Here is a 26,468-nt window from a genome sequence, read left to right on the forward strand (position 1 = left end):
GGCTCCGCAACGCTTAGCCAGCGATAATTTAAACGCTTTTACGACAATAGGTTAGCGAATTTATTGCATCGCAACAAAAATCTATGTTGCATTGCACAAATATCACTCCTATATGCTCGCCATGCTCCGGGTCGATCCTGAACGGAGCGCAACCATAGCTCCTTTATGAGGATGGAGAATCGCCATGACCACCAAGACCGCAAAGACCACCGCGCCTGCTTCCAACTATTTTTCCTCGATCAAGAACGTTTTCGATGGCGTTCAGTCGAAGCTTGAAGTTCCTGCTGCCGCCCGCGATTTCGTTAAGCGTGGCGCCTCGACCGCCAAGGAACGCGCCGAGACCGTTCACGGTGGCGCTGCCAAGTTGACCGACGGTGTCGAGAAGTTCGCCGCTTCCTTCGTTGCCGGCTATGCCAATTTCTCGCGCGGCCTGCTCGATGCGGCGCTGGCCAATGTCCAGCACACCCTGACCACCGTTGAGAAGATTGCTGGTGCGCAGTCCTTCAACGAGGCAGTCCAGATCCAGGCAGATTTCGTGCGTGAAAACGCTTCGGCCAACATCGAACGTGTCCGTGGTGCCGCCGAGACCGCCAAGACCACCGTCGTCGAAGGCGCCAAGACCGTTCAGGCCGAAATCGGCAAGCTCTACACCTTCGACAAGAAGGCTGCCTGACACCAGGCCGAACATACCGGCCTGCACTGAAAACCATCCGCGCGGAGATCCCGCATAAACGGTTCTGATTTTCTGTACGAGTGCGTGTCGAGTAAGATGTTCGCGTAACAAGGCCCGCTTTTCGGCGGGCCTTTTTGGTTTTCGGATTTATGGCCAGCAAAAAGGCCGGGTCATCGACCCGGCCAGTTCACGGCAATTGCCATAACAATTTCAGCTTGAGGCGCCGAAAGTAGACGCCCTGCTGCTTATTTCGACGGCTTGACGCTCTGCACCGTAGTCTTGCCTGCGGCGTCCGTCGAATAGGTGACCAGCACCTTGTCGCCTGCCTTCAGGCTGGCAGCCTTGACACCTGCCGGCAGCTTGACCGTCTGACCGTTGTCGAGCGTCACCGAGCTCGTCACCGCGTCGACCTTCTTCACGGTGGCCTTGAGGTCCTTGGCGACCGCGCCATTCACGCCGGCAAATGCGAGCACGATGGCGGTAGCGGCAATGTACTTCCTCATGGGGGCAACTCCTTTTGTTGAGGCACCGCCATCCTGAAGGCCCGATCTCACGGGCACATTGCCGCCACCATACGGATTGGTAAGGTGGCCGAGGCCTATTTCACCACGAGAACTGGAATGGATGAGTGCGCCAGCACTTCGGCGGTCTGGCTGCCGAGCAGCACGCGCTCGACGCCGCGCCGGCCGTGCGATGCGATCACGATAAGATCGGCCTTGTGCGCCTTAGCTGCTTCCAAAATTGCATCGGCGGCACGCTGGTCAGGCACATGGACGAGATCGGCATCGACCCCCGCCTTCGTTGCTTCCGCCTTGACGGCAGCCAGGATTTTCTCGGCATCCTCCTTCTGGGAGGCGTTGAACTCCTGCATGTCCGCACCGGATGGAACCCAGCCGGCACCGAGCGCAAAGCCGGACACCGGGAACGGCTCCGTCGCTGTCACTACTGTCACCTTGGCACCCAAGGCCTTGGCGAGAGCGAGCCCCTGCTTGACCCCCTTGCCGGCCAGGTCGGAACCGTCAGTCGGAACAAGAATATGCTTGTACATCGCAATCTCCATTGGTCAGTAAAACCTCCCATAAAGAAAATGGGCTTGCGTTGACCAAGATCAACCGGACAGCCGCGAAGGCAGGATGGGCCAGGAGAGCATCCACGCCATTGGGCGTAGTTACCGCCTGTCGTGTTCGTGCAATGAAACCGTGATCGAAGCGTCCGACAGGCGCGCAAGCCCTTGGCCGAATCGAGGCGTGGGACTTGTCTGGCCTCGAGCCGCTCCTGGGCGGCGGCATGGCAAGCGCCGCAAGCGTTCCTGTCTCGTGACTGGCAAAGCTCTTGACGGTCCGTTATGTGTCGCTGCCCGAACAACCGTAGGAACATGTGATGGCGAACAAGAACATCGACCACGCTTTTACCGCCCGCGGCAAAACCGGCCATTCTTATGAGCCGACCTATGCCGGTGCCTTGTCGTTCATGCGCCGCAAGTACACCAAGGATGTGAAGGGTGTGGATGCCGTGGTGTGGGGTATTCCGTTCGATGCCGCCGTCACCAACCGCCCCGGCGCGCGTTTCGGCCCGCAGGCGATACGGCGTGCATCGGCCATCTTCGACAATGATCCACAATATCCGTTCTCGCGGGAGTTCTTCGACCACCTCGCCGTGGTCGACTATGGCGACTGCTTGCTGGACACCGGCAACCATCAGAAGACCCCTGGCATCATCGAACGCGAAGCCGCCAAGATCCTGAAAAGCGGTGCATTCCTGCTTTCGCTCGGCGGCGATCATTTCGTCACCTACCCCCTGCTCAAGGCTCATGCCGCCGTCCACGGCCCGCTGGCCTTCGTGCAATTCGACGCACATCAGGACACATGGCCGGATGACGGCAAGCGTATCGACCATGGCTCGTTCGTCGGCCGCGCCGTCAAGGAAGGCCTGATCGATCCAGATCGTTCGATCCAGATCGGCATCCGCACGCACGCGCCGGACACCTTCGGCATCAAGATCCTGCACGGCTACGAAGTCGAGGAGATGCGCGCCGCCGATATCGCTTACGCCATTGTCGAGCGCACGGGTGGCCGCAAGACCTACCTCACTTTCGACATCGACTGCCTTGATCCTGCCTTTGCGCCCGGAACCGGTACACCTGTTTCAGGGGGTCCAAGCTCGTCCAAGATACTGTCAACGCTTCGGCTGCTCAGCCAGATCGACCTGGTCGGCGCCGATGTCGTGGAGGTTGCGCCGGCCTACGATCATGCCGATATAACGGCCATCGCCGGCTCGACCATCGCCATGCATTATCTTGGCCTGCTGGCGGAACGAAAGGCGAGAGCCGAAGAAAACACCAACCAGACCCATACCGGTCAGGACATCTGACGTCCCGGCCAGAAAGATCGGACCAGACAAGGCAATGAAACCGAAAATCTTCATCGACGGCGAACACGGCACCACCGGCCTGCAGATCAGGGCCCGGCTGGCGGACCGCGGCGATCTCGAGATCATCTCCGTGCCGGCAGAGCGCCGCAAGGAGACCGCTGCCCGTGCCGAGTTCCTCAACGCTGCCGATGTCGCCATCCTGTGCCTGCCGGACGATGCGGCAAGGGAAAGCGTGTCGCTGATCAAGAACGACACCACCCGCGTCATCGACGCCTCCACCGCCTATCGCGTCGCAGCCGGCTGGGAGTACGGTTTCCCTGAAATGGACAAGGAGCAGATGAAGCGCATCGCAGGTGCGAAGCGCGTCGCCAATCCCGGTTGCTGGCCGCAAGGCCCTATCGCGACACTGCGCCCGCTCGTCGAAGCTGGCCTGCTTCCGGCTGACTATCCGGTGACATTCAACGGCATCTCCGGTTATTCCGGCGGCGGCCGCACCATGATCGAGGACTATGAAGCCAAAGGCGAGAACGCTTCGGAATTCACGCCCTATGCGCTCTCCCTGAAGCACAAGCACCTGCCGGAACTGAAGGCTTATGCGAAGCTCAAGCACGACGCCTTGATGCAGCCGGCAGTCGGCAATTTCGCACAGGGCATGATTACGGTGGTGCCGTTGCAGCTGGCCCAGCTCGACCATATTCCGACGGGTGCCGAACTGCACGCGGCAATCGCGGACCATTTCGCCGGCATCCAGGGCGGCGTGGTGGAGGTGGCACCTTACGAGGCCATCGATCGTGTGCCGGAGCTCAATCCGGAGCAGTACAACGACACCAACCGCATGAAGGTCTATGTCTTTGCCAACGATGCGCGGGCGCAGGCGCTGCTTGTTGCCGTCTACGACAATCTTGGCAAGGGCGCATCGGGAGCGGCGGTCCAGAACCTCGACCTGATGCTCGGCCTCAACGGCTGATCCATCCGATATCAAAGCGGGGTCGCGCGATGGCGCGGCTCCGCTTTCCAACAACTGGAAGCAAATCATGCACCCGCCTGCCATGCCGGCGCGCTGGAACGTCAGCGAGCCCGTTCTTATTGCCGAGACCTTCTCCAGCCGCATCTGGAAGGTGCGCCAGGCCGATGGCACGCCGGCAATCGTCAAGGCGTTGAAGGATTTCGACGATGTCGAAGACGAATGGCGCGGTGTTCATCTGCTGTCCTGGCGGCGCGGTGAAGGCCTCGTCCGCCTGTTCGACAGCGAAGACAAGATGATGTTGATCGAATATGCCGGTGAACGTCACCTGCGTGCCGTCCTGGACGACGCGAGCGATACGGCCGCCACCGAAATCTCCGCCGAGGTGATGGCACGGCTGCACTCGCCGTCGCGACACCCCGTGCCAAGCGACCTGCAACCGCTTCGCGATCGTTTCGTCAGCCTCTTCGACAAGGCGAAGGCGGACAGGAACACCGGTCTCGAAAGCTCTTATGTCGATGCTGCCGAAATCGCCGAGCGCCTGCTCTCCGATCCGTTGGATGTGCGCCCTTTGCACGGCGACATTCATCACGACAACATCATCCAGTCGCCACGCGGCTGGCTGGCGATCGATGCGAAGGGCATATTGGGCGACCCGGGCTTCGACGCTGCCAACATGTTCTTCAACCCGCTGGACCGGTTGTGCACCGATACGGAGCGTATCGCGACGATGGCAACGATCTTCTCGCGCTCGATGGGTCAGGATCCGCGCCGTTTACTCGATCATGCCATCGCCTATGGCTGCCTGTCGGCTTCATGGCACAACCAGGACAAGAACGAAGTCGACGAGGCACGTGAGTTGTCTATCGTCGAGGCCGTACGCTCGGTGCGCGACGGCAGCTTCTAGATATCCGGCCGAGAGGCCCCTACCGGTCGTCAGCCTCTGACGACCACCTCGGTTTCGAGCCGGTAGGCGCCCTTGGTGGCGCGCCAGTGAGCGGTTGCGAAAACCAGCACGATCATCGCGAAAGCCTGGTGGGTCAATGCCACGTCGATCGGCGCCTGCAACAGCAGCGTGGCGATACCGATGGCGGCCTGGACAACGACAAGCCAGAAGAGAACCCAGGCCCGCCGTGAATGGGTGCTGCCGGGCGCGGCGCGCGCTGTCGAAAGTGCATGCCACAAGGCGACCATCAGGACTGTGTAGGCAAACATGCGGTGCACGAACTGCACCGTCTTCGGGTTTTCGAAGAAATTGAGCCAAGCCGGATCGAGGATGAACAGGTCGCCAGGAACGATGGCGCCATCCATCAATGGCCATGTGTTGTAGGTAAGGCCCGCATGCAGGCCGGCGACCAATGCGCCGAGGTAGATCTGGATGAGGACCAGCAACACCATGATGCCGGCGAACCGCTGGGTGCCGCGCGCAGCTGGCGGCTCGCTGTACGAGGCCAGGCCACGCGCTATGTACGCGACCGCCGTGATGATGATGCAGGCCAGCGTCAGATGCGTCGCCAGCCGGTACTGACTGACCGAAACGCGCTCGCTCAGACCGGAAGCAACCATCCACCATCCGATGGCCCCCTGCAATCCACCGAGTGCCAGGAGGCCGACCAGACGCGGTTTCAGATGGCCTTCAAGTCGACGCGTCGCCCAGAAGAAGACGAGCGGAACGGCAACCAGGAAGCCGACACCGCGCGCCAGCAACCGATGCGCCCATTCCCACCAGAAGATGCCCTTGAACTCATCCAGGGTCATATCCTTGTTGATCTGCTGGTACTGCGGGATCTGCTGATACTTCTCGAACTCTTCCTGCCATTCGGCCTGGTTGAGCGGCGGAACGACACCGTGGATCGGCTTCCATTCGGTGATCGAGAGGCCCGAGCCCGTCATGCGGGTGGCACCACCCACCATGACGATGGCAAACAACACCAGCAGCACGACATACAACCAGCCGCGAACCAGTGCACGATTGCGCAGTTCGCGATTCTGTTCGGCAACGGGTGCGGCAATTTCGGTCGTGGCTGCCATGGCTGGTCCGAGTATTGGTCTTGCGGTCTCAAGTGAACCATAGCACCAAAACTGGCAAGGCGACGCGGCGCGGCACGCCGTCGCGCCAGCATTGGCCGGTTGCACACGTCTGCCATTCGGCATAATCCGAACGTCACAAAGGATTGCAGCCATGCCCATGCGTCTGAAGAAGCTGATCGGAACTGTGCTCCTGGTGGCGCTTGTCGTCGTCTACGCGATTGTCGCGACCATTGTCGCCGTCGCGCAGCTGTCGCAATCCGGTCCGCTCGCCCATCTCGTCTTCTTCGCGCTCAGTGGCCTGCTCTGGATCCTGCCGGCCATGGGCATCATCAAGTGGCTGATCCTCGAGCCTCGCCCGAAGAACTAGCAAGCAAGACCAAGATTCATTTATCTTTTTAGTCTAATATGCTGCACCATGACGTGTCCGCCTGATGCAGGTTCACTGCATGGCACCAACAGGACGATGCAGGCATGGTGGACGCGACGGCGTCGGGGGAAAACAGGGCTTTCGCGTCAACGGCCGTGCCTTACCGGGCACCGCCAAGTGCGCGGTTTGTGTCTTCCGTGCAGGCAGCCACCGATGAAGCGCTCGCCGGTTATGCCGAATTCGCCCGAACCGCCCTTCATGCGCCGCCGCAGGACCCGCTCTGGGTACGCCACTGGATCGAACATCTGCGCCCCGACGCCATCATCGCCGCGCTGAAGGTTGATGGTCATACGGTGTTTGCACTCGCGCTGGAAATCGAACGCACCGGACCATTCCGCATAGCTCGCTTCCTTGGCGGGCGCCACGCCAACGGAAATTTCCCGGCAATTTCCGATATTTCTGAAAGAGACTTCGTATCATCGCACCTGCCAGCCCTGTTTGCAGCCATCCGGTCGGCACGCCCCGATATCGATCTCGTCGCATTGCAGCGGCTTCAGCCCGACCTCAACGGCGTCAACAATCCATTGGCAGGGCTTCCGTCCTTCCCCAGCCCAAACCTCGCCCTGGCGGTCGACCTCGACGGCGGTTTCGACAGTGTGCTGGAGCGTGCCAGTGGCAAACGCAAACGCAAGAAGCACCGCTCGCAGGCGCGCAAATTCGAGGCTGCTGGAGGTTTCTCCAGGATCGAAGCAGGGACGAGAGAAGAAGCAAGACGCTTGCTCGACGCCTTCTTCGCCATGAAGGAACAGCGTTTCCGCAAGATGGGCATCGTCAATGTCTTTGGCGATGAACGGGTGCGCGGCTTTTTCCAGGCACTGTTCGCAGGCGCTCTCGACAGCCAGAACACCACCTTCGTCCTGCATGGTCTCGAAGTCGCTGGCAAGCTACGCGCTGTGACCGGCACGAGCCGTTCACCAAAGCGACTGGTCTGCGAGTTCGGTGCGATCCTGGAGGACGAGCTTTCTTTTGCCAGCCCCGGCGATTTCCTGTTTTTCGACAACATTCAGGAAGCATGCCAGCAGGGCAATCTTCTTTACGATTTTTCCGTCGGGGATGAGCCGTACAAGCGTCAGTGGTGCGATGTCGAGATCAGGCAGAGCGACGCGCTTGTCCCGCTCACGACAAAAGGCCGTGCGCTGGCCAGCGCGCTGCACCAGGGCGCGCGGGCCAAGGCCTTCGTCAAGAACAGTCCAATGATCTGGAAGATCACCAAAGCCCTGCGACGCAGGGCACAGGGCCAGGAACAACCTTCACGGACTGACGACGACTGACAAACGTCAGCCTGGAGATTTCCGCTATTCGCGAAAACACTCCAGCGCTTTGGTTTCACCTCATCGCGGACTTAGAACGGGCGCGCAAGTTTGGTGGAATTACTCCTAGAGCGGTTCCGTTTTTCACGGAAACGCGGAAACGCTCTAAGTTTTGTTTTCGTCGCATTTTTGTAACGCCAAGTGATTCCACTTGGCTACAAAATGCTCCTAGGCGGCAGATCGACCGAGCGGAGCGCCAGGTCTGCCATGGCTCGCCGGCGTCACCAGAACCAGGTCCGGGTAACCACCCTCGATCAGCTTGACGGCTGCATCGGCGACAGCCTCGCTCGGCTCCAGCGCGCTGACGAATACTTCCGTCGCCTCACCGACGAGCCGACGGATGCCATCGGCGTCTGCCGGTCCACATTCCACCACCACAAGGTCGTAGGCCGTGGTCAGCGACTGCATGATGATCGGCAGACGGTCTGCTGCCCGCATCGCGCGTACCGGATCGGCGGTGCCTGCCGGAATCACATGGCAGTCCGAATAGTGATCGGCGTGGATGACATCGCTGAACTGAGCTTCGGAAGCCAGCAGATTGGTGATTCCAGCCTGATTGGTTCCATCAAGCATCGGGCGTGATGCGGCTCCGGAAGCGGTAAGATCCAGCAACAGCACGCGCAAGCCTGCATCGGCGACCTCGCGAGCGACCATGATGGAGCTCGCCGCCGCCTCATCCCCCTCAGGCGAGATGAAGAGCGCGCGGGCCGCCCCGCTGGTGATCAGCCTTTCGGCGGCCTTTTCGATATCGATCTCACCAAGGCCCAGAGCGGACTGTTCCAGCACAGGCTCTTGTGCGGGCACGGGCTCTTCCACAGGCGATGGCTCGTCCACAGGCACAGGAGAGTGGCCTGTTGAAATGTTCTCAATCAGCGCTGCAGCCTTGCGTACCGCGGCAGCGCGCTCATCGCCCTGTTGCCGCGTCGCCGCCGCAGGGGCTTCTGCCGCAGGATAACGAATCTCCTGTGGATCGGGCAGCGTATCGGCCTGCACCACCGGCGTCGGCTCCACCATCACGGGCATCGGCACCTGTCTCACAGGTTCAGGGTGCGGCCCCTGCGCCGGTCGCATGGCACGACCTGAGAACAGCTCGCTCAGCAAAGTGAAAATCGACATCACCAGCAACGAGGCGACGAACGCCGCACTGACGATCGGAATAACCTTGGGGAAATAGGGCTCTGTCGGTATCGCCGCTTTCGAGACGATATTCGCGACTACTGGGAGATAGCCGCGATCCTGCCTGGCGTCAGCCTCCTGGAATCGGGTCAAATTGTCTTGAAGCGTCTGGCGTTTCGTTGCGGCATCAAGCTCCAGGGCATTGAGTTCAACCTGTTCTTCTCCGGCACGGGCGGCTTCAGCCTTCAAGCGGTTCAGGTCGGTGACAAGCTGATTCTCGCGTTCCTGCGCGGTCTGCGCCTGTGTCACGAGGCTCGCCAGCACATTTTGCGCTTCCGTGCGAAGCTGGCGATCTATGTCGGTAAGCTGCGACCGCAGTGAGCGGATGCGTGGATGCCCTTCAAGGAGAGTCGTCGAGAGATCGGCGATGTCGCTCTTGATCTGCCCTTCCCGATCACGCAGACGCTGGATTGCCGGAGATGCCTGCACTTCCGGAAAGGTATCCAGCGATCCGCTGCTCTGCAACGCCTTGCGAACGGCTTGGGCGGTCGCTTCGGCGGAAGCACGATTGGCGCGCACACGTGACAGTTCGCTCGACATTTCTGAAAGTTGCTGGGTGGCGAGCACGGCATTGTTCTGACCGAGAAGCAGATCCGATTGCGCGCGATAGGCCGCAACCTTGGCTTCAGCCTCCTTCACCTGCTGGGAAAGCCTTTCGATAGCCGGCGCCAGGTAACCGGTCGCTTCGATACCCGATTCTTTCTTTGTTCCCCGAAGCATCTCAATATAGAAGTTCGCGATCTCATCGGGCACAGCGACTGCCAGCTTGGCATCCCGCGATGAAAATTCGATGCTGATGACGCGTGTCCCCTCAACGCGATAGACATTGAGTTTTTCGCGCATCTTCTTAAGCACGCGCTCTTCCGCCGGTATCTCATTCGGGTCGCTTTTCAAGCCGACCAGGATGAGAAACTGGGTGACCGCAGACATGTTCACCGTCTCATCGAACTCTGCCCGCTTCGCCAGATCCAGCTTTTCCGCCACTTTCCGGAGAACGTCGGTCGAAGAGATCAGCACCACCTGGCTGGCAATTGCTCCCTCGTCCAGATTTTCACGATTCGCCTCGGCGCCTGCGTTGGGGCGAGTATAAGGCGACTCGCGGTCCGCGATTTCCAGTCGCGTCTCGGACTTATAGAGCGGCGTAACGAATGACGTGATGGCGAATGCAAGGCCGGCCACGACCAGAGAGCCCAGAAGTATACGCAGCCAGTTTCGGCCAAGACTCGCGAAGAGCTGCCTCAGGTCAACATCAACATCTGCAGCGCTTGATTGTACGCTCGACATGCATTCTGCTCCCGCCTTGGGTTGCGGGCATGGTAAACAAGCATGGTAACTTAGCCGTTAAAAAGCTGCGCCTCAAATAAGGGAACAACGGAATCCCATGCCGCCGGTCGTTACAGAGGCAATCGACAGCGCGCCAAACCATAAAATCAGCATCTGCTCATATTTCGCGGCACCAAATTTTACCGGCCATTAACCCTAACAGACCGATAACGAGACTCGATCCTGAACGTCTGCCGATCATCCGGCGACCAGTCGAAGGCATGTATCTGGTGATGAGAAAATCCGCCCCGCTCCTTCGCGCATTGCTTGCAGTATCGCTGCTCGCGGGCTGCACCAGTTACCGGCCGACACCGCCGGCTTTCCATGATGCGCTTACACAGCCCTATCGACTCGGCGCCGGTGATCGCGTGCGGGTAACCGTGTTCGAGCAGGACGGCCTGACCAATACCTATAATGTCGACCAGTCTGGCTTTATTTCCTTCCCGCTCGTTGGCCCGGTGCCGGCACGCGGCAGCACGGCCCAGCAGCTCGAGAAGGCCCTCGCCGTCAAGCTGCGGCAGGGCTACCTGCGCGATCCCGATGTCTCTGTCGAGATCGACCGCTACCGTCCGATCTTCGTCATGGGTGAAGTGGGCGCTCCCGGCCAATATTCCTATGTGCCCGGGTTGACCGTGCAGAAAGCCGTCGCCATTGCCGGTGGCTTCTCGGCTCGCGCCAATCAATCGGATGTCGATGTTACACGCGACATCAACGGAAAGGTGATGACTGGGCAGGTCGTAACATCCGACCCGTTGCTTCCAGGTGACACTGTCTACGTTCGCGAACGCCTGTTCTGATCACGTGGCATCCCCCTCTTCGCTCCGTATCGTTCACTGCTTCCGCTCACCGGTCGGCGGTATTTTCCGCCATGTGCGCGATCTAGCCGATGCGCAGGCCGCTGCCGGTCACCAGGTAGGCATCGTCTGCGATTCGACAACCGGGGGAGCTTTCGAGGAAGCACTGTTTGAAGACATGAAAGATACGCTGGCGCTTGGCGTGCATCGCACTCCCATGCAACGGCACATCGGTCCGGGGGACGCCGCTTCAGCCTGGCGAACCTTCAAGATCATCAAGGAATTGCAGCCGGATGTGCTCCATGGCCATGGCGCCAAGGGCGGTGCCTACGCGCGCCTGTTCGGCTCACTGTTGCGGGTTTCAAGGTCTCGCGTGGCCCGCCTCTATTCGCCGCATGGCGGCAGCCTGCACTATGACGAGCGCACGGCGACAGGAAAGCTGTTCTTCGCAATCGAGCGGACGATGGCTTTCTTCACCGACTACCTGCTGTTCGTTTCCGACTATGAGAGGCAGGCTTACCGGCGCAAGGTCGGGGAACCGCGTGTACCGAACGTGCTGGTATACAACGGCTTGCGTGATGGCGAGTTCGAGCCTGTCGCCGCGAATACGGACGCCGCCGATCTTCTCTATATCGGCATGATGCGTGACTTGAAGGGCCCGGACATCTTCATCGACGCTCTCGCCCAGGCAGAGATTCGCACCGAACGTCCCATCAGCGCCGTGATGGTCGGCGACGGCGATGATCTGCCGCGCTATCATGCCCAGGTGAAGCGGCTTGGCCTGGACAACCGCATTCGCTTTTTCCCACCGATGCCGGCTCGTAGGGCTTTCGCATTGGCTCATGTCGTCGTGGTGCCTTCGCGCGCCGAAGCGATGCCATACATCGTGCTCGAAACACTCGCGGCAGGAAAGCCGATGATCGCCAGCGCGGTCGGCGGCATACCGGAAATCTTCGGCCCAGGTTCTCCTGCCCTCGTGCAGCCGGATGCCATCGAAATCGGCGAGAAAATGGACCAGGCACTGACGGATCTGGATGCCTACCGCCAGGCAATGCCACAAACCAGTGTGCTGAAGTCACGATTCGGCGCCGACGTCATGGCAGCAGAAATCGAAAAAGCGTATTTCGCGGCCTTGGCTGGCTAGCTCTCCCAAAGAGCAATCTCAGAACAAGCGCGTAGCGGTTTTGCGTCAGGGATTGCGTCAAAACAATCAGCTTCAGCGTTCCCGTGAAAACGGAAATACTCCGGATCAGGCGGCGGCTTCGGCGCTTTTCTCTTCGATCTGGCCAATCGCATCGACGACCGCGTCGAAGGTCAGCATCGTGGAAGCGTGACGCGCCTTGTAGTCGCGCACCGGCTCCAGATACTTCAGATCGGCAAAACGGCCTTCAGGCGGTGCGCCATTTTCCTTCAGCATCTTCCACATCGCCTCGCGCACTGCGCGCAACTCCTGTGCGGTCGCGCCGACAACGTTGGCAGCCATGATGGAGGAGGACGCCTGGCCAAGGGCGCACGCCTTCACGTCATGCGCGAAATCGGTAACGATACCGTCCTGCATGGCAATATCGACCACCACGGTCGAGCCGCACAGCTTGGAGTGGGCCTTGGCCGTCGCGTCGGGATGCTCCAAACGGCCGATACGGCCGATATTTCCGGCAAAGCCAAGAATTTTCGCGTTGTAGACGTCGTCGATCATAATGTTTCAGCCCGCCATGCTGGCACGATCATCGAATACTGCTGGCGTATCTTTCATTCGCTCAGCACGACCATATATAATGCCGTGGGTCCGGTGACGACAAGGCGATGGGCAGTCGCTTCAACCGGCCTTTTTTCACGCCGCTTTCGGGCGGGAAACCGGGTGGGGTTTCCGCTACCGCAAAAGGCAGTGGTCCGTTCAACTCGTTCCCTCTATGAAGGGAACTACGGGAGATGCCTTTCATGGATGCCGCCATCAAGAAGATCATGCCGCAGTCGGCCTATATGGATAAGCCGGTCACCGACCGGCCCAGCCAGGAGGAAGTCGAGGCGGCGGTCCGCACGCTTTTGCGCTGGACCGGGGACAATCCGGACCGTGAAGGGCTGGTCGACACGCCCAAGCGCGTAGCCAAGGCCTATCGCGAGATGTTCGGCGGCTATGACATGTGCCCGGCCGAAGAACTCGGACGCACCTTCGAGGAAGTCGCGGGCTATGACGACCTCGTCATCGTGCGCGACATCAAGTTCCATTCGCATTGCGAGCACCACATGGTGCCGATCATCGGCAAGGCACATGTCGGCTATCTGCCGGATGGCAAGGTCGTCGGGCTTTCGAAAATCGCCCGCGTCGTCGATATCTTCGCGCACCGCCTGCAGACCCAGGAAGCGCTGACCGCGCAGATTGCCGGTGTCATCCAGGACGTGCTAAATCCGCGTGGCGTTGCGGTGATGGTCGAGGCCGAGCATATGTGCATGGCCATGCGCGGCATCCGCAAGCAGGGGTCGACAACCCTGACTTCCACATTTACCGGCACTTTCCGGGACAATCCCGAGGAACAGATCCGGTTTGTTACCATGGTGCGCGCCGGCAGCGGAATTTGATCCGCTTCGCCGGCTCCAGACTTCCAGGATCCGGCGATGACCGCTTTGCAATTTCCCGAACCGTCCAGCGACAAGCTTCAACTGGAGGAAGGCGAGGCTTTTACCCCGCGCTTCGACGCCAACGGCCTGGTTACCGCGGTCGTTACCGATGCCAGCGACGGCATGCTCCTGATGGTAGCGCATATGAACGCACAGGCGCTCGCCCTGACGCTGGAAACCGGGATTGCCCATTACTGGTCGCGCTCGCGCAACGCACTTTGGAAAAAGGGCGAAACGTCAGGTAATTTCCAGCAAGTCGCCGAGATCAGGACAGATTGCGACCAGGACGCGATATGGCTTCGCGTAAATGTGACAGGCCACGATGCAACCTGTCATACGGGCCGGCGTTCTTGCTTCTATCGGACAGTAGCGCTTGTCGATGGCAAGGGGACACTCGCCAGCGACGGTAGCGTGCCGCTGTTCGATGCGCATGAGACCTATCGGAAGCCTCGTTGATTCTCCCTCCGGGACGCAACTTTGCCCGATTCACGATTTCGATACGGCCGTTGTATAAGATGGTCGTGGGTTAAGGGAGACTGTGATGCTCGAATGGGCGTCATTGCGTGGCAGGGGGATCGCTCGCGAAGCGAATGACCCGTCGGCGTCCGACGGAGCACCGGCGCATAAGCATCCCAGCAAGTGCGGCATAGCGTTGGCCCTCGGTGGTGGCGTAGCGCGTGGCTGGGCTCATATCGGAGTATTGCGGGCACTCGACGAGGTCGGCCTCGAAATCTCCATGATCGCTGGAACTTCGATCGGCGCGCTGGTTGGCGGCTGCTATCTTGCCGGCAAGCTGGATGAACTGGAAGAATTCGCGCGCGGTCTGACCCGGCGCCGCATCTTTGGCCTGCTCGACATCAATCTGCGCGGCAATGGCCTGTTCGGCGGCATGAAGCTGGACGCGCGACTGCGCGAGCATCTTGATGGGATCCGCATCGAAGGACTACCAAAGCCGTTCGTTGCCGTCGCGACAGAGGTCCGGACGGGCCACGAAATCTGGATCAACCAGGGGTCGATGGTCACGGCGATGCGGGCGTCCTATGCGCTGCCGGGGGTCTTCGAACCGGTCAACTGCAACGGCCGTATCCTGGCCGACGGCGCGCTGGTGAATCCGGTTCCGGTTTCCGTGTGCCGCGCCTACGAGCAGCCTATGGTGGTGGCGGTCAACCTCCACTACGATCTCTTCGGTCGCGCCGCAGTCATCAAGCACAATGCCGGTGAACTCGTCATACAGAAGGACGCTAAAAGGCCAGCGCGCTTCGACCCCAATGCCACCGAGCAGGGAACGCGGCTAGGCATTACCGGCATGATGGTGGAGGCCTTCAACATCATCCAGGATCGCATTTCGCGTGCCCGCATGGCCGGCGATCCGCCAGATCTGTCACTGCAGCCGAAGCTCGGTCATATCGGCCTGGCCGAATTCCATCGTGCCGATGAGGCGATCCGCCTTGGCTATGAAGCTACGATGGCACACATCGACGAGTTGAAACGACTGCAGGCCGTCCTCGCTTAGCCGGCTCTTCGAAGCAAGGATCAGGCTATTGCCGCATCGGTGATGCGGAACTGCACGCTGCGATTGCCATTCCAGTAGTTGCCCGAAACGGACCCCGCGACATGCAGGGTCTTGCCCCTGTTCTTGAACAGGAATTCACCCAAAGTGGTGTCTACTGCGCGGAAGGCCATCGCCTGGATGCGTCCTCCGCTTTCGGAGGTCAGGTCCACACGGATGTGGTTGGTGCCGACAGCCCGCGCATCGGCCAGCCGATGGCGCGGCAGCACGAACAGCGGCGGCACATGGCCCGTACCATATGGCCCTGCCTTTTCCAGCGTGTCCAGCAACGTAAGCGTGGCTCCTTCCGCCGCCAGCGCGCCGTCGACCAGAAGGGTTTCCTCGTCGCGCAGGCGGAACACGTCAGCGGCCGCGCGGTCCTCGAAGAAGGCGCGCAAGGCACCAAGCTTTTCGCGTTCGACGGTGATGCCCGCCGCCATGGCATGACCTCCGCCCTTGACGATCAGACCTGCCTCCGCGGCCTCACGCACCAGCCTGCCGAGGTCGAAACCGACAACCGACCGACCCGAACCGGTGCCGGTACCGTTGGCATTGAAGGCGATGGCAAAGGATGGTCGCCGTGCATGCTCCTTCAGCCGCGATGCGATCAGCCCGACAATGCCAGGATGCCAGCTATCGGAAGCCGTGACGATCACCGCAGGGCCCTCCCCGCCAACCAATTCGGCATCAGCCTCGGCGCGCGCCTGGGCAAGCATCTCCTGCTCCATGGTCTGGCGCTCCTGATTCAGCCGGTCGAGGGTTTCAGCGATGGTACGAGCTTCCACGGGATCATCCGTCGCCAGAAGACGGCTGCCCAGAGCAGCATCGCCAATACGACCACCGGCATTGATACGCGGGCCGATCAGGAAGGCGAGATGGAAGGTGTTCACCGGTTCGCCGATGCGCGAAACACGCGCCAGTTCCGCCAGACCGACATTCCTTTGCTGGCGTATGACCTGCAAGCCTTTGACAACGAAGGCGCGGTTGACGCCGACGAGGGGAACGACATCACAGACCGTTGCCAGGGCGACGAGATCGAGCATGCCGAGCAGATCGGGCTTCGGCGCATCAGGCACTCGTTCCCGCAGCAGCTTGGCAGTCTGCACCAATGTCAGAAAAACCACGCCGGCCGCACACAGGTGCCCCTGGCCGGAAAGATCATCCTCGCGGTTGGGATTGACGATGGCGGTGGCTGCTGGCAGCGCGCCGCCAACCTGATGATGGTCCAGCACCACGACATCGGCCCCGGCCTCCTTGGCGGCGTCGATGGAAGCCGCGCTGTTGGTGCCGCAATCGACGGTGACGATGAGGCTCGCTCCTCGTCCGACCAGCTCGCGCATTGCGTCGGGGTTGGGACCGTAGCCCTCGAAGATGCGATCCGGAATGTAGATCTCCGACGGCACCGAGAAATGCGCCAGGAAGAGCTTGAGCAATGCCGAAGAGGCCGCACCGTCGACGTCATAGTCACCGAAGATGGCCACCCTTTCGCCACGGATGACCGCCTCGGCAAGGCGCACCGCCGCCTTGTCCATGTCAGTCAGCGATGCGGGGTCCGGCAAGAGATCGCGAATGGTGGGATCCAGGAAACGCTCGGTGCCGACGGCGGTTACGCCCCGCCCTGCCAGCACGCGCGCAACGATGTCCGGCACGCCATGGCCCTGGGCGATGGCCAGAGCGGTCATGTCCTGCCGTTCGGACAGCCGATGCACCCATGCAAGTCCGGTAGCCGATCGCCGGACGTCGAGGAAGAACCGCTTTTCACCGGTCATGCGGGGCTACCATTCACCGTATTGAGCCACATGACGGCTCAATACGGTGAAACCGACAAAAATCAAAACTTATCGAGGTCCTGATGGCGAGCCTTGATCTCACGTACCGTACGCGAAGAGGAACGCAGCACGATCGTGTCGGTGGTGATGTAGTTGCGGCCGAACTTCACGCCGGCGAGCATATTGCCGTCGGTGACGCCTGTAGCCGCGAACAATACATCGCCGCGCGCCATCTCGTCGACGCGATAGACCTTGTTCGGATCCGAGATGCCCATCTTGGCGGCGCGCGCCACCTTCTCAGGTGTGTCGAGGATCAGGCGGCCCTGCATCTGGCCGCCGGTGCAGCGCAAGGCTGCAGCGGCAAGAACACCTTCAGGCGCACCACCCGAGCCGATATAGATGTCGATACCGGTCTCTTCCGGATCGGTGGTGTGGATGACGCCGGCGACATCGCCGTCGCCGATCAGGCGGATGGCCGCACCGGTTGCGCGCACCGCCTCGATCAGCTTGGCGTGGCGCGGACGGTCGAGAATGCAAGCCGTGACCTCGTTCACCGGCACACCTTTCGCCTTGGCAAGGCTGGCAATGTTGTCGGCCGGGGAAGCGTCGATGTCGATGGTGCCTTCCGGATAGCCGGGACCGATGGCGATCTTGTCCATGTAGACATCCGGAGCGAACAGCAGGCTGCCCTTTTCGGCGATCGCGATGACGGCCAGCGCATTCGGCAGGTTCTTGGCGCAGATCGTGGTGCCTTCCAGCGGGTCCAGTGCGATATCCACCGCCGGTCCCTTGCCGGTACCCACCTCTTCACCGATGTAGAGCATCGGCGCTTCATCGCGTTCGCCCTCACCGATCACCACGGTGCCCTTGATGTTGAGGCGGTTCAACTCAGACCGCATGGCATCGACCGCGACCTGATCGGCCGCCTTCTCATCGCCGCGCCCGCGCAGCCTTGCTGCGGCAACGGCGGCACGCTCGGTGACGCGCACCAGTTCCATGGTGAGAATTCGGTCGAGACCGGCGATCGTGTTCGAAACAGCATTCATGAAGTGGAAATCCTCATTTGCAACGCGCCAAAGGCGCAGGCGCGCTTCTTGTGTCAAAGCCTCATGACAACAGCAAGACCTGGAGAGAAGCTTTCCCGACCAAGAAACAATATCAATCGATTGAAAGAGATACCGGCATTTTCTGCTGCGGCGGCGCGCCTTATTTGTCCTTGATCAGGTTGCAGTGTTCGCCATGGCAACCTTGCCAATCATCCAACCTGATGGGCCGTGCAAGACGCGATGTCTCCGGCCTTCACGCGACGTCATCCAGGAAGTCTGCCGTCGGCACGAAGAACAGGCAACCCGTGACCGCACGGCTGAAGTCGAGCAGATGGTCATAGGTGCCTGGCGGATTGCCGACGAACATGTTCTCGAGCATTTTCTCGATGCGATGCGGGGAGCGGGCGTAACCGATGAAATAGGTGCCGAACTCACCCTTGCCGATCTCGCCGAAGGGCATGTTGTCACGCAGGATCTGCAGTTGCTTTCCGTCTTCCTCGATCGAGGTCAGGACATTGTGGGCATAGGGTTTCTTTTCTGAGTCGCGCTGCTCGATGTCGGAGAGCTTGTGGCGCCCGATGATGTTCTCCTGCTCTTCGACAGGAACCTTGTTCCACCGCTCGACGTCATGCAGGTACTTCTGGACGATCACATAGCTGCCGCCGGCGAAAGGCGCATCTTCCTCGCCGACGATGGTGGCATCCACAGCCGCCTGGTCGACTGGATTCTCAGTGCCGTCGACGAAGCCGATCAGGTCGCGATCGTCGAAAAACTTGAAGCCGTGCACTTCGTCCACGGTGGCGACGGCGCCGCTCAACCGCGACATGATGTGCGTGGCCAGCTCGAAGCACAGATCCATGCTCGCAGCACGCAGATGAAAAAGTATGTCGCCAGGAGTTGAAACCGCGCGGTGTACGCCATGAATTTCACGGAATGGATGCAGATCCCTTGGCCTTGGCACACCAAACAGCCTGTCCCAGGCCTGCGAACCAAACCCCATGACACAGGAGAGCTGCCCTTCGAGATCACGGAAACCGACACCGCGCAGCAAGCTCGACAGATCCGCACAAAGGTCGCGAACCGTTTCCTCTGCCTCCGGCCCGGGATTGATCGTCACCACCAGGAAAATGGCGGCGCGCGTAAGCCTGCTGGCAACCGATTGTGAGACTGGGGAGGGAAGACTTGAGACCATTTTGTCCATCAACCATCATCGAGCGTCAGCAACCGATACGATGCAACGGCGAAGGTCGATCTACAAGTTTCGATACCCATGATTGCGGTGTTTTCCGAATTTCCGATGCCGCCTGCTGATCGGAACTGGCCCATCGGGATGCCTCCTCGGGGGCCTTGACCACCGAAGCGCAACAGCAGCACTTCGTGTCTCCTGAGCATATTGGGGACGCTCCGATGACAGTCGTCGTTACAACCAGACAGGATATCAACCTCGAGACCGTATTGCGTGTCGCCTGGCAGAACGAGCCGGTAACGCTCAGCGACGCCGCCCTTTCCGAAATCGCCCGCTGCCGAACCGCATTCCTCAACCTTATCGACAAAGATCCATCACTCGTCATCTACGGCGTGACGACGGCAATGGGCGAGCTTGCCCATACGCGTCTCTCGAGAGACGAACGCGAGCGTCATGCCCGAATAAAGGCCTTCGCCGCCGCGACCTCCTTTGGCGACCCCTTCCCTGAGCGTGTCGTGCGCGCCATGGTGTTTGCACGGCTGGCCAACTTCCTGGAGGGCCATGCGGCAACCACTCCCCGGATAGCGCTTGCGGTGGCGGATATGCTCGACGGCCGGCCAATGCCAACGGTTGCCTCTTCCGGCCAAGGCGGGGCCGGAGAAATCCTCGCCCTCTACCCTCTGTTCGCCGAACTGACATCGCGCCTCGATCTCGAAGTCAAGGAACGTGGCTCGCTGATCAACGGCTCGCCATGCGCGGCGGCACTCGTTGCCGACAGCGCGATCGCCGCGAGGCGACGATTGCAACGGGCCGAACAGGTCTTCGCTCTTTCGATCGAGGCATTCCGGGCACCGCTCGAGCACTATGACGCAGTGCTTGAGAGCCTCTGGGGCGACGAGCACGAAGCCGCGGCTTTGAGTGGCCTGCGCAATCTCCTCGAAGGCGGAACAAACGAGCGGCGCAACTACCAGGCACCCGTCAGTTTCCGTATCGTGCCGCGGGTTCTCGGTCAGGCACACCGCGCCCTTTCCGCAGCCGAACGCGCGGCGACAATTTCGCTGCGTTCGGCCTCCGACAATCCCGTCTTCGTCCCGCCGGACGACAAACATGTCTACGGCCGCTGCATCAGTACCGGCGGCTATCACAATGCCATGGCAGCACCCGCTCTCGACGACCTGGCGGCGATCTGGGCGGATCTTTGCCTGCTGTGCGATCGCCATGGATCCAAGCTGCTGAACGGTACGGTATCGCACCTACCCAATCTGCTCATGGTCGATCGGCATCCGAGCGACAGCGATGGACATGGGGCTCTCGGTTATGTGCCGATGGCTTCAACGGGATATCTCGAACAGGCGAAACTGGCGGCGCAGACGACCTTCATACCCGGCACGGAGTCGGCCGGCTCAGGTCAGGATGACGTGGCAACGACGGCCTTCATCGCCTGGGCAAAGGAAGAGAAAGCTGGCCGGTATCTCGATGCCTGCCTGGCGAGCCTTTCAGTCGTTGCCTCGCAGGCGTTTCATGCCACCAGGCGCAACGCGCCGCCTCGGCTTGCACAGTTCATGGATGAGGTGCGCTCTTTCGTGCCGCCGGTGCAGCAGGACAGGATCCTTGGACCAGAGCTGGGGCAGCTTGCACGGCACTTTACCGCGGAAACGTTCAAGCCCTAGGTGCGGGCTCAGCGTTCCGGACGATCAAATCGGCAGCATTTCCATTTCATCACCGCGCTTGCGCGGCCGCATCATGTCCTTGGCGATAATGCCGCTGGCACGGCAGAAAGCCGCGAACGCACGACATGCCTCCTCCGAGGTCGTGATGCCGACGCTGGCGCCAAAACAGGCATTGAAGGCTGTCTGATACAGCTTGCCCTGCTTGCCCGTTGGCCACTCGGACAGGAAGTCCATGGCCTGTTCCACGCCATAGATCTCCTCGACCGGCTGGTCTGGAGTGGGAACAATGCGAACGGGTACGGCAAACTGCAATTCGCGCATGACAATGCCTCTCGACTGCCTCCACCCGGGGCGTGAACGTCTTTTCTGGGCGGAAGTTCCTTGCCAAGGCCTTTTATGGTGAATTGTGGCGAGAGCGCGACCACCGGTTGCATATCTGCAACACAACCGTCCGCACGGCGCCGCCTACGGTTACAATCCACGCCGACGAAGCAAACGCCAGGGTTGCAGCACCGATCAGGCGGGGGCGAAGCGCGGCCTGCAGTCTCGCGTTGGCGTTTCCTGAACCCGCCTGTAGAGCGCACCCCAATCCGACAACGGCTCAACCTTGACCCAATTCGGCGAGGCTTCCATCACCGCGATATCCGAAGCGCCGGCGACCAGGTAGTCGCTTGCCACCTGACAATCGAGCTCATCGCGGCGCAGCTCAAACATCTTGCGGTGACCGTAGACCAGAATGTTCTCGTTCATGTGATCGCGATCCCAGACCACCGGCATTGGCCCCGGCGGCAGGCTTTTCATCACAACAGAAAATGCCTCGACGTCCGCGCGCAGTTGGCGCTGTCCGCTCGTTCGCCCATCGGTGACGACAATCTGAACAAGCTGCACGACGACGGCGATGGTCAAACCGGCACCGATGATGAAATGGGAGAAATAGAGCCGGCGCCAGTTCATCGATATCCACAGCCCGGCCATGACGGCGAGCGGCCATGTGGCCGGCATGGAATAGCGAGTCCGCCCGATCGGCAGAATGGTCGTGAGCACGCTCATCGGCACGGCGGCAAGAAGCAGCGCATCGACGATCCAGCGCCGCTCGCGCGGCAAGTCAACGCGTGCCACAGCCAAGGCAACCGCTGCTGGCAGGAACGGCAACTGATAGAGGACAGCTAAGGGCAGATCGCTGAGATGCAGCAGGCGGCTCAATTGGTTGTCGCCACCGATCTCGCCACCGAGCCGCATTTCGTTGACCCAATGCGCGGCGCCCGCGTCAAGACGGTTCGACCAGACCCACGCCAACATCGGCAGATGCGCAAGCACGATGACAACAACGGCAGCAACGGCATCGCGCGGCTTCCGTTCGAGCAGGGGCAGGACGATCATCGGCAGCGCCGAAAACATGATGGGAATCGGCCCCTTGGTCATCGCCGCGCAGGCAAGGAGAGCCGTGATACCAAGCCAGAGCGCAAGCCCGAAACGCCGACGTGCGCGGCCATGCAGCCAGAGTGCCAGCGCCATGCCACAAAGAGCCGTTGCGGTGACGTCCGTCTCGCCGATGCGCGCCTTCAGCAGGATCTGCACCGAGCAGAGGAAGGCCAATCCGGCCGCGAGAGCCGCCACAGTGCGATCGCGTGGGGCAAGAACAAGGGCGGCGGCACTGGCCGAAAGCGCGCCGGCCAATGCAGCGATCACGCCCGGCAGGCGGACGGAGACCTCGTCCAACACGCCGCGCAACTCTGTCACCGCTGCCATCAGCCAGGGCGTGAAAGGCGGCTTGTTGATGTAGGGCGTGCCAATGAATTTGAGATGCCACCAGGCGCCGCCATCCAGCATTTCCAGAACCTGCAGCGCGCGCCGGCCTTCCTCGAAACGCAGCGGACGCAGCCCCAGATACGGAAAATAGAACAGCAGCCCCACGCCGAGAACGAAAAGGGGCCAATATCTGGCCCATCCTTCCAGCATGTTGATCTGCCATTGCGCGGGAGATGCGCGCCAGCCCGGCCAGCCGAGCAGTTGCCTGAGGATACCCGACACGGAATACCGTCCCGTCTAGATGCCTATCTCCCCCAGCAATCGGCATCTAGCATGGTCAAACGCCACCTGTCTCGCGCCCAATGCAACGCAAAGGTTGAAGAACGACACCATCGGTGTCACATGATAACCTGCCCGAAACAAACTGCTTCCGGATATCCATGGTTACCTATCTAGACGCCGAAACGGCCCCGCTGCGCAACACCGGCCAGATCAGGCTCTACAATGAGGAAAGCTTCGCCGGCATGCGCAAGGCTTGCCGGCTGACTGCGCAATGCCTGGATGAACTGGTCGACATCGTAAAACCCGGCGTTACCACGAATACGATAGACCGTTTTGTCTTCGAATTCGGCATGGACCACGGCGCGCTGCCGGCCACGCTCAACTACCGCGGCTATACGAAATCGTCCTGCACCTCGATCAACCACGTTGTCTGCCATGGCATTCCCGACGACAAGCCGTTGCGCGACGGCGATATCGTCAACATAGACGTTACCTACATCCTCGACGGATGGCACGGCGATTCCAGCCGTATGTATCCGGTTGGTGCCGTCAAGCGCGCGGCCGAACGGCTGATGGAAGTGACGCATGAATGCCTGATGCGCGGCCTTGCCGTCATCCGTCCCGGCGTGCGCACCGGCGCCATCGGCCAGGCCATCCAGGTTTATGCCGAGGGTGAACGCTGCTCGGTCGTGCGGGACTTCTGCGGTCATGGCGTCGGCCGCTTGTTTCATGACGCTCCGAACATCCTCCACTACGGCCATGCCAATGAAGGCGTGGAAATGCGTCCCGGCATGATCTTCACGGTGGAACCGATGATCAATCTCGGCCGGCCGCATGTGAAGGTTCTTTCCGACGGCTGGACCGCGGTAACCCGGGACCGTTCGCTTTCAGCGCAGTATGAACACACGATCGGCGTGACCGAAACCGGCTGCGAGATCTTCACGCTGTCGCCGAAGGGGCTCGACCGGCCGGGCCTTCCGCCCCTGTAACCAGATCCGGGTGAAGGTGCCTCTGCTCCCGCGCCGGAGACACGTTCAAGGGCAGCGGTCTATGACAGGCACGGGGAAAGCATGCGCCGGTCGCTGGCCTGACAGCCCGCCTCGCTGCTTGGGGAATCAAGCATGGATACAGTCTGGCTCCTGGATTTTCTTGCGGTGATCCGCGAGGGCGGATTTTCGCGCGCCGCCGAGCGGCGGGCCATCAGCCAACCGGCCTTCAGCAGGAGGATCAAATGCCTGGAGGAATGGGTCGGCACGCCGCTTTTCGACAGAAGTTCGCATTCGATCGAGCTAACCAACGCCGGAGAGCGGCTCAAGCCATTCGCCGAGGAGATCCTTCGGCAACTCGAGACAGCGCGCCGTGATGCGATGAGCGCCGCCCAGGCAGCGACGGAAACGCTGGTCTTTGCATCGACACACGCCCTGTCGTTGACCTTCTTCCCACCGTGGCTGCGCAGGCTTGAAAGTGACGAACCATTGATGGCTTCCGTGCAGCTGATCGCGGACTCAATGGTGCGCTGTGAACAGCTCATGATCGAGGGACGAAGCCAGTTTCTCCTGTGCCATCATCACACCGCTGCATTCAACAGACTGACAGGGGATCGATTTCGGTCCGTACCGCTTGGCACGGACATCCTCGTACCCGTTGCCGCACCATCCCTGGCATCGGACGAGCTCATGGAGAATGGGCCCTATCTCGCTTATTCCGCGGAATCCGGCATGGGCCGCATCCTGAATGCCGCGTGGGAACAGAGCGGCAGGAGCCTGCCGCCGGAACCCGTCTTTTCATCGCATCTTGCCACCATGCTGGTGGCGATGGCACGCGACGGGCGCGGGCTGGCATGGTCGCCTCTCAGCCTGGTGGCCGAGGATATCGCGTCAGGACGGTTGGTGAAGATCGGGCTGCTGGAGGACGAGGTCTCGATCGACATTCATCTTTTTCGCTCCAGGGCGCGGCAGACCCAGACAGCGGAACGCTTCTGGCAGCGCTTGCTGCGCGACCGGGATCAGGCTGCAAAGAACGACAACAGCTCTTCCGTCACCAGAGCAGGGCATTCTTCCTGAAGATTGTGGCCGCAGTCCAGCGCCCTGCCCCTGACGTCCAGCGCCTTCTCCCGCCAGGTCTGTTCGACGTCATAAAGCGTGCCGACGGTCCCGCGCGCGCCCCACATGGCAAGCAAAGGTACGGCGATGCGCTTGTCGTCGTCCGCGGCGTCATGGACAAGATCTATACCGGCCGCCGCCCGGTAATCTTCGCAAACGGCATGCTGTGTCATCGGGTCGCGATAGCAGCGCAGGTATTCCGCCATGACCTCGGGCTCGGTTGCATGCGCAGAGCCGTTTTGCCGGCCAAGATGTGCCTGCAGAAAATACTCCAGATCGGCAGCGATCAGTCGCTCCGGCAACGGGTAAGGCTGGATTAGCAAGAACCACCAGAAGTACCGGGTGGCGAATTCCCGGTTGGTGCGCGCATACATCGTCGCGGTCGGCGCGATGTCCAGCACGGCAAGCCTGGTGACTGCATCGGGATGATCGAGCGCCATGCGGTGGGCGACACGTCCACCCCGATCATGTCCCGCCACGACAAAGCGGTCGAACCCCAGGGCCCGCATCAGCTCGACCTGATCCCTGGCCATCGCCCGCTTGGAGTAGTTGACATGGTCATCTCCGCCCGATGGCTTGCCGCTGTCGCCATATCCACGCAGGTCGGCCGCGATCACCGTAAAGTGGCGGGCAAGTACAGGAGCGACCTTTCGCCAGGTCACATGCGTCTGCGGATGCCCGTGAAGAAGCAGGAGCGGCGCTCCCTCGCCCGCGATTGCAAAACGCAGCCTCGTTTCCGCCGCAGCGTTGAAATCGAACAGATCGAAGCCTTCGAGGAATGCCGACGGTCCGATCGACACCAGCGGTTTTTCAGCAGTCAGTTCGCGTTCAACCATGGATTTTCCCGCAGATGCCTGCGTTCGAAGGCGCTGATCTCATCGCTCAACTCAAGCGTCTGGCCAACGGCATCAAGCCCCTTGAGCAAGGCGTTCTTGCGTATTGCCTCGATCTCGAAACCGATCTCCAGGTCCCGGCCGCAGACGGTCTGGCTGTCCAGATCGATGGTGAGCACATTGCCCCCGGGCAAACCGGCTAGGTCCTGCAAACGCCGGACGTCAGGCTCACCGAGTTCGATTGCAAGCAGGCCGTTGCGGGCGCAATTGTCGAAGAAAATGCCAGCGAAGCTCTCCGCGATGATGGCGCGGATACCGTATTGCATAAGCCCCCAGACAGCATGCTCCCGACTGGACCCGCAGCCAAAATTGGCCCCGGCGATCAGAAAGGCGGCATCCTGCCATTGCGGTCGGTTGAGGATGAATTCCGGGCGAGGCCTGCCCTGCTCGTCGAAACGAAGATGATAGAAAAGTCCGCGGTCGAGGCCGCTGCGATCTATTCCTTTCAGGAACTGCTTGGGCATGATGACATCGGTATCGATGTTGCTGGCCGCGAGCGGTACCGCAACACCCTTCACTCTGACGAAGGCTTCCATCT

27 protein-coding genes are annotated in these 26,468 nt (G+C 60.9%); 14 read left to right on the forward strand and 13 right to left on the reverse strand.

The genetic code is table 11. From position 1 onward, the window contains the following. Positions 1-184: 184 nt before the first annotated feature. Entirely contained in the window at positions 185-673 is a 489-nt protein-coding gene (locus ACFWYE_RS04460) for a phasin family protein (protein ID WP_379109861.1), read from the forward strand. Positions 674-918: 245 nt separating this feature from the next. On the opposite strand, the gene ACFWYE_RS04465 is transcribed toward ACFWYE_RS04460, so the two are convergent. Then, positions 919-1,176 carry a DUF1344 domain-containing protein gene (locus ACFWYE_RS04465; RefSeq protein WP_379071876.1) on the reverse strand — a complete coding sequence of 86 codons (258 nt, stop codon included), beginning with the start codon at positions 1,174-1,176 and terminating at the stop codon, positions 919-921. Positions 1,177-1,271: 95 nt separating this feature from the next. Next, positions 1,272-1,721: a universal stress protein gene (locus ACFWYE_RS04470; protein ID WP_379071879.1), complete on the reverse strand. Its 450-nt coding sequence runs from the start codon at positions 1,719-1,721 to the stop codon at positions 1,272-1,274. A gap of 332 nt (positions 1,722-2,053) precedes the next feature. Here ACFWYE_RS04470 and speB point away from each other — a divergent pair, with 332 nt between their 5' ends. The 3 genes from speB (at position 2,054) to ACFWYE_RS04485 (ending at position 4,914) form a co-directional block, all read left to right on the forward strand. After that, on the forward strand, positions 2,054-3,043 hold the full coding sequence (gene speB, locus ACFWYE_RS04475) for an agmatinase (protein WP_379071882.1): 990 nt from the start codon (positions 2,054-2,056) through the stop codon (positions 3,041-3,043). 34 nt (positions 3,044-3,077) lie between these two features. Next, positions 3,078-4,010, forward strand: coding sequence for an N-acetyl-gamma-glutamyl-phosphate reductase (gene argC, locus ACFWYE_RS04480; protein ID WP_379071885.1), 933 nt, complete (start codon positions 3,078-3,080; stop codon positions 4,008-4,010). Positions 4,011-4,077: 67 nt separating this feature from the next. Then, the gene (locus ACFWYE_RS04485; protein ID WP_379109863.1) at positions 4,078-4,914 is read left to right on the forward strand and encodes an aminoglycoside phosphotransferase family protein; all 837 of its coding nucleotides are present in this window, start codon (positions 4,078-4,080) and stop codon (positions 4,912-4,914) included. Between the two features lie 29 nt (positions 4,915-4,943). On the opposite strand, the gene ACFWYE_RS04490 is transcribed toward ACFWYE_RS04485, so the two are convergent. Beyond that, positions 4,944-6,038: a COX15/CtaA family protein gene (locus ACFWYE_RS04490; RefSeq protein WP_379109865.1), complete on the reverse strand. Its 1,095-nt coding sequence runs from the start codon at positions 6,036-6,038 to the stop codon at positions 4,944-4,946. A gap of 151 nt (positions 6,039-6,189) precedes the next feature. Between ACFWYE_RS04490 and ACFWYE_RS04495 the strand changes: the two genes are divergently transcribed. Beyond that, entirely contained in the window at positions 6,190-6,405 is a 216-nt protein-coding gene (locus tag ACFWYE_RS04495; protein ID WP_326895139.1) for a DUF2842 domain-containing protein, read from the forward strand. A gap of 104 nt (positions 6,406-6,509) precedes the next feature. Next, complete coding sequence (locus ACFWYE_RS04500; RefSeq protein ID WP_379109866.1) at positions 6,510-7,736, forward strand: GNAT family N-acetyltransferase; 1,227 nt, start codon at positions 6,510-6,512, stop codon at positions 7,734-7,736. A gap of 207 nt (positions 7,737-7,943) precedes the next feature. On the opposite strand, the gene ACFWYE_RS04505 is transcribed toward ACFWYE_RS04500, so the two are convergent. Then, positions 7,944-10,235, reverse strand: coding sequence for a GumC family protein (locus ACFWYE_RS04505; RefSeq protein ID WP_379071896.1), 2,292 nt, complete (start codon positions 10,233-10,235; stop codon positions 7,944-7,946). Positions 10,236-10,507: 272 nt separating this feature from the next. Here ACFWYE_RS04505 and ACFWYE_RS04510 point away from each other — a divergent pair, with 272 nt between their 5' ends. Together ACFWYE_RS04510 and ACFWYE_RS04515 are read left to right on the forward strand one after the other, a co-directional pair. Then, entirely contained in the window at positions 10,508-11,071 is a 564-nt protein-coding gene (locus tag ACFWYE_RS04510; protein ID WP_129415531.1) for a polysaccharide biosynthesis/export family protein, read from the forward strand. A 28-nt stretch (positions 11,072-11,099) separates the two neighbouring features. Then, on the forward strand, positions 11,100-12,212 hold the full coding sequence (locus ACFWYE_RS04515; RefSeq protein WP_379110611.1) for a glycosyltransferase family 4 protein: 1,113 nt from the start codon (positions 11,100-11,102) through the stop codon (positions 12,210-12,212). Between the two features lie 105 nt (positions 12,213-12,317). Here the strand turns inward: ACFWYE_RS04515 and ACFWYE_RS04520 are convergent, their stop codons facing one another. Then, positions 12,318-12,764 carry an iron-sulfur cluster assembly scaffold protein gene (locus ACFWYE_RS04520; protein WP_379071898.1) on the reverse strand — a complete coding sequence of 149 codons (447 nt, stop codon included), beginning with the start codon at positions 12,762-12,764 and terminating at the stop codon, positions 12,318-12,320. A gap of 242 nt (positions 12,765-13,006) precedes the next feature. On the opposite strand from ACFWYE_RS04520, the gene folE reads away from it, so the two are divergent. The 3 genes from folE to ACFWYE_RS04535 all read left to right on the forward strand — a co-directional run bounded on the left by folE (position 13,007) and on the right by ACFWYE_RS04535 (position 15,197). Beyond that, positions 13,007-13,645, forward strand: a complete 639-nt coding sequence (gene folE, locus ACFWYE_RS04525; RefSeq protein ID WP_129415534.1) for a GTP cyclohydrolase I FolE — start codon at positions 13,007-13,009, stop codon at positions 13,643-13,645. Positions 13,646-13,681: 36 nt separating this feature from the next. Next, positions 13,682-14,140: a phosphoribosyl-AMP cyclohydrolase gene (hisI, locus tag ACFWYE_RS04530; RefSeq protein ID WP_379071903.1), complete on the forward strand. Its 459-nt coding sequence runs from the start codon at positions 13,682-13,684 to the stop codon at positions 14,138-14,140. A gap of 85 nt (positions 14,141-14,225) precedes the next feature. Then, positions 14,226-15,197, forward strand: coding sequence for a patatin-like phospholipase family protein (locus ACFWYE_RS04535; protein WP_379071906.1), 972 nt, complete (start codon positions 14,226-14,228; stop codon positions 15,195-15,197). A gap of 20 nt (positions 15,198-15,217) precedes the next feature. Here ACFWYE_RS04535 and recJ read toward each other — a convergent pair whose 3' ends face one another. From recJ to ACFWYE_RS04555, 4 genes are all read right to left on the reverse strand, one after another. Further along, a complete protein-coding gene (gene recJ / locus ACFWYE_RS04540) occupies positions 15,218-17,002 on the reverse strand; it encodes a single-stranded-DNA-specific exonuclease RecJ (RefSeq protein WP_379109868.1) in 1,785 nt (594 codons plus the stop codon). A 62-nt stretch (positions 17,003-17,064) separates the two neighbouring features. Beyond that, positions 17,065-18,048, reverse strand: coding sequence for a class II fructose-bisphosphatase (glpX, locus tag ACFWYE_RS04545; RefSeq protein ID WP_144377426.1), 984 nt, complete (start codon positions 18,046-18,048; stop codon positions 17,065-17,067). Between the two features lie 253 nt (positions 18,049-18,301). Then, a complete protein-coding gene (locus ACFWYE_RS04550) occupies positions 18,302-19,240 on the reverse strand; it encodes a Dyp-type peroxidase (protein WP_379109870.1) in 939 nt (312 codons plus the stop codon). A gap of 8 nt (positions 19,241-19,248) precedes the next feature. Continuing rightward, positions 19,249-19,422 (reverse strand): hypothetical protein, encoded by a 174-nt coding sequence (locus tag ACFWYE_RS04555; protein ID WP_379071914.1) that lies wholly within the window; start codon positions 19,420-19,422, stop codon positions 19,249-19,251. 33 nt (positions 19,423-19,455) lie between these two features. On the opposite strand from ACFWYE_RS04555, the gene ACFWYE_RS04560 reads away from it, so the two are divergent. Next, complete coding sequence (locus ACFWYE_RS04560) at positions 19,456-20,904, forward strand: aromatic amino acid lyase (RefSeq protein WP_379109872.1); 1,449 nt, start codon at positions 19,456-19,458, stop codon at positions 20,902-20,904. A 24-nt stretch (positions 20,905-20,928) separates the two neighbouring features. Here ACFWYE_RS04560 and ACFWYE_RS04565 read toward each other — a convergent pair whose 3' ends face one another. Beyond that, positions 20,929-21,192 (reverse strand): DUF982 domain-containing protein, encoded by a 264-nt coding sequence (locus ACFWYE_RS04565; RefSeq protein WP_379110613.1) that lies wholly within the window; start codon positions 21,190-21,192, stop codon positions 20,929-20,931. A 228-nt stretch (positions 21,193-21,420) separates the two neighbouring features. Further along, positions 21,421-22,935 (reverse strand): ArnT family glycosyltransferase, encoded by a 1,515-nt coding sequence (locus tag ACFWYE_RS04570; protein WP_379109874.1) that lies wholly within the window; start codon positions 22,933-22,935, stop codon positions 21,421-21,423. A 158-nt stretch (positions 22,936-23,093) separates the two neighbouring features. On the opposite strand from ACFWYE_RS04570, the gene map reads away from it, so the two are divergent. Next, positions 23,094-23,924, forward strand: a complete 831-nt coding sequence (map, locus tag ACFWYE_RS04575) for a type I methionyl aminopeptidase (protein WP_379071922.1) — start codon at positions 23,094-23,096, stop codon at positions 23,922-23,924. A gap of 132 nt (positions 23,925-24,056) precedes the next feature. Then, entirely contained in the window at positions 24,057-24,998 is a 942-nt protein-coding gene (locus tag ACFWYE_RS04580) for a LysR family transcriptional regulator (RefSeq protein WP_379109876.1), read from the forward strand. Here the strand turns inward: ACFWYE_RS04580 and ACFWYE_RS04585 are convergent. Next, entirely contained in the window at positions 24,941-25,873 is a 933-nt protein-coding gene (locus ACFWYE_RS04585; protein ID WP_379109878.1) for an alpha/beta fold hydrolase, read from the reverse strand. The genes ACFWYE_RS04580 and ACFWYE_RS04585 overlap by 58 nt on opposite strands. Then, the gene (gene leuD, locus ACFWYE_RS04590) at positions 25,855-26,466 is read right to left on the reverse strand and encodes a 3-isopropylmalate dehydratase small subunit (protein WP_379109879.1); all 612 of its coding nucleotides are present in this window, start codon (positions 26,464-26,466) and stop codon (positions 25,855-25,857) included. The genes ACFWYE_RS04585 and leuD overlap by 19 nt, the downstream gene beginning before the upstream one ends. Between the last annotated feature and the right edge of the window lie 2 nt (positions 26,467-26,468).

The sequence above is a fragment of the Mesorhizobium sp. NPDC059025 genome (assembly GCF_042739655.1).
Taxonomy (GTDB): Bacteria; Pseudomonadota; Alphaproteobacteria; order Rhizobiales; family Rhizobiaceae; genus Mesorhizobium.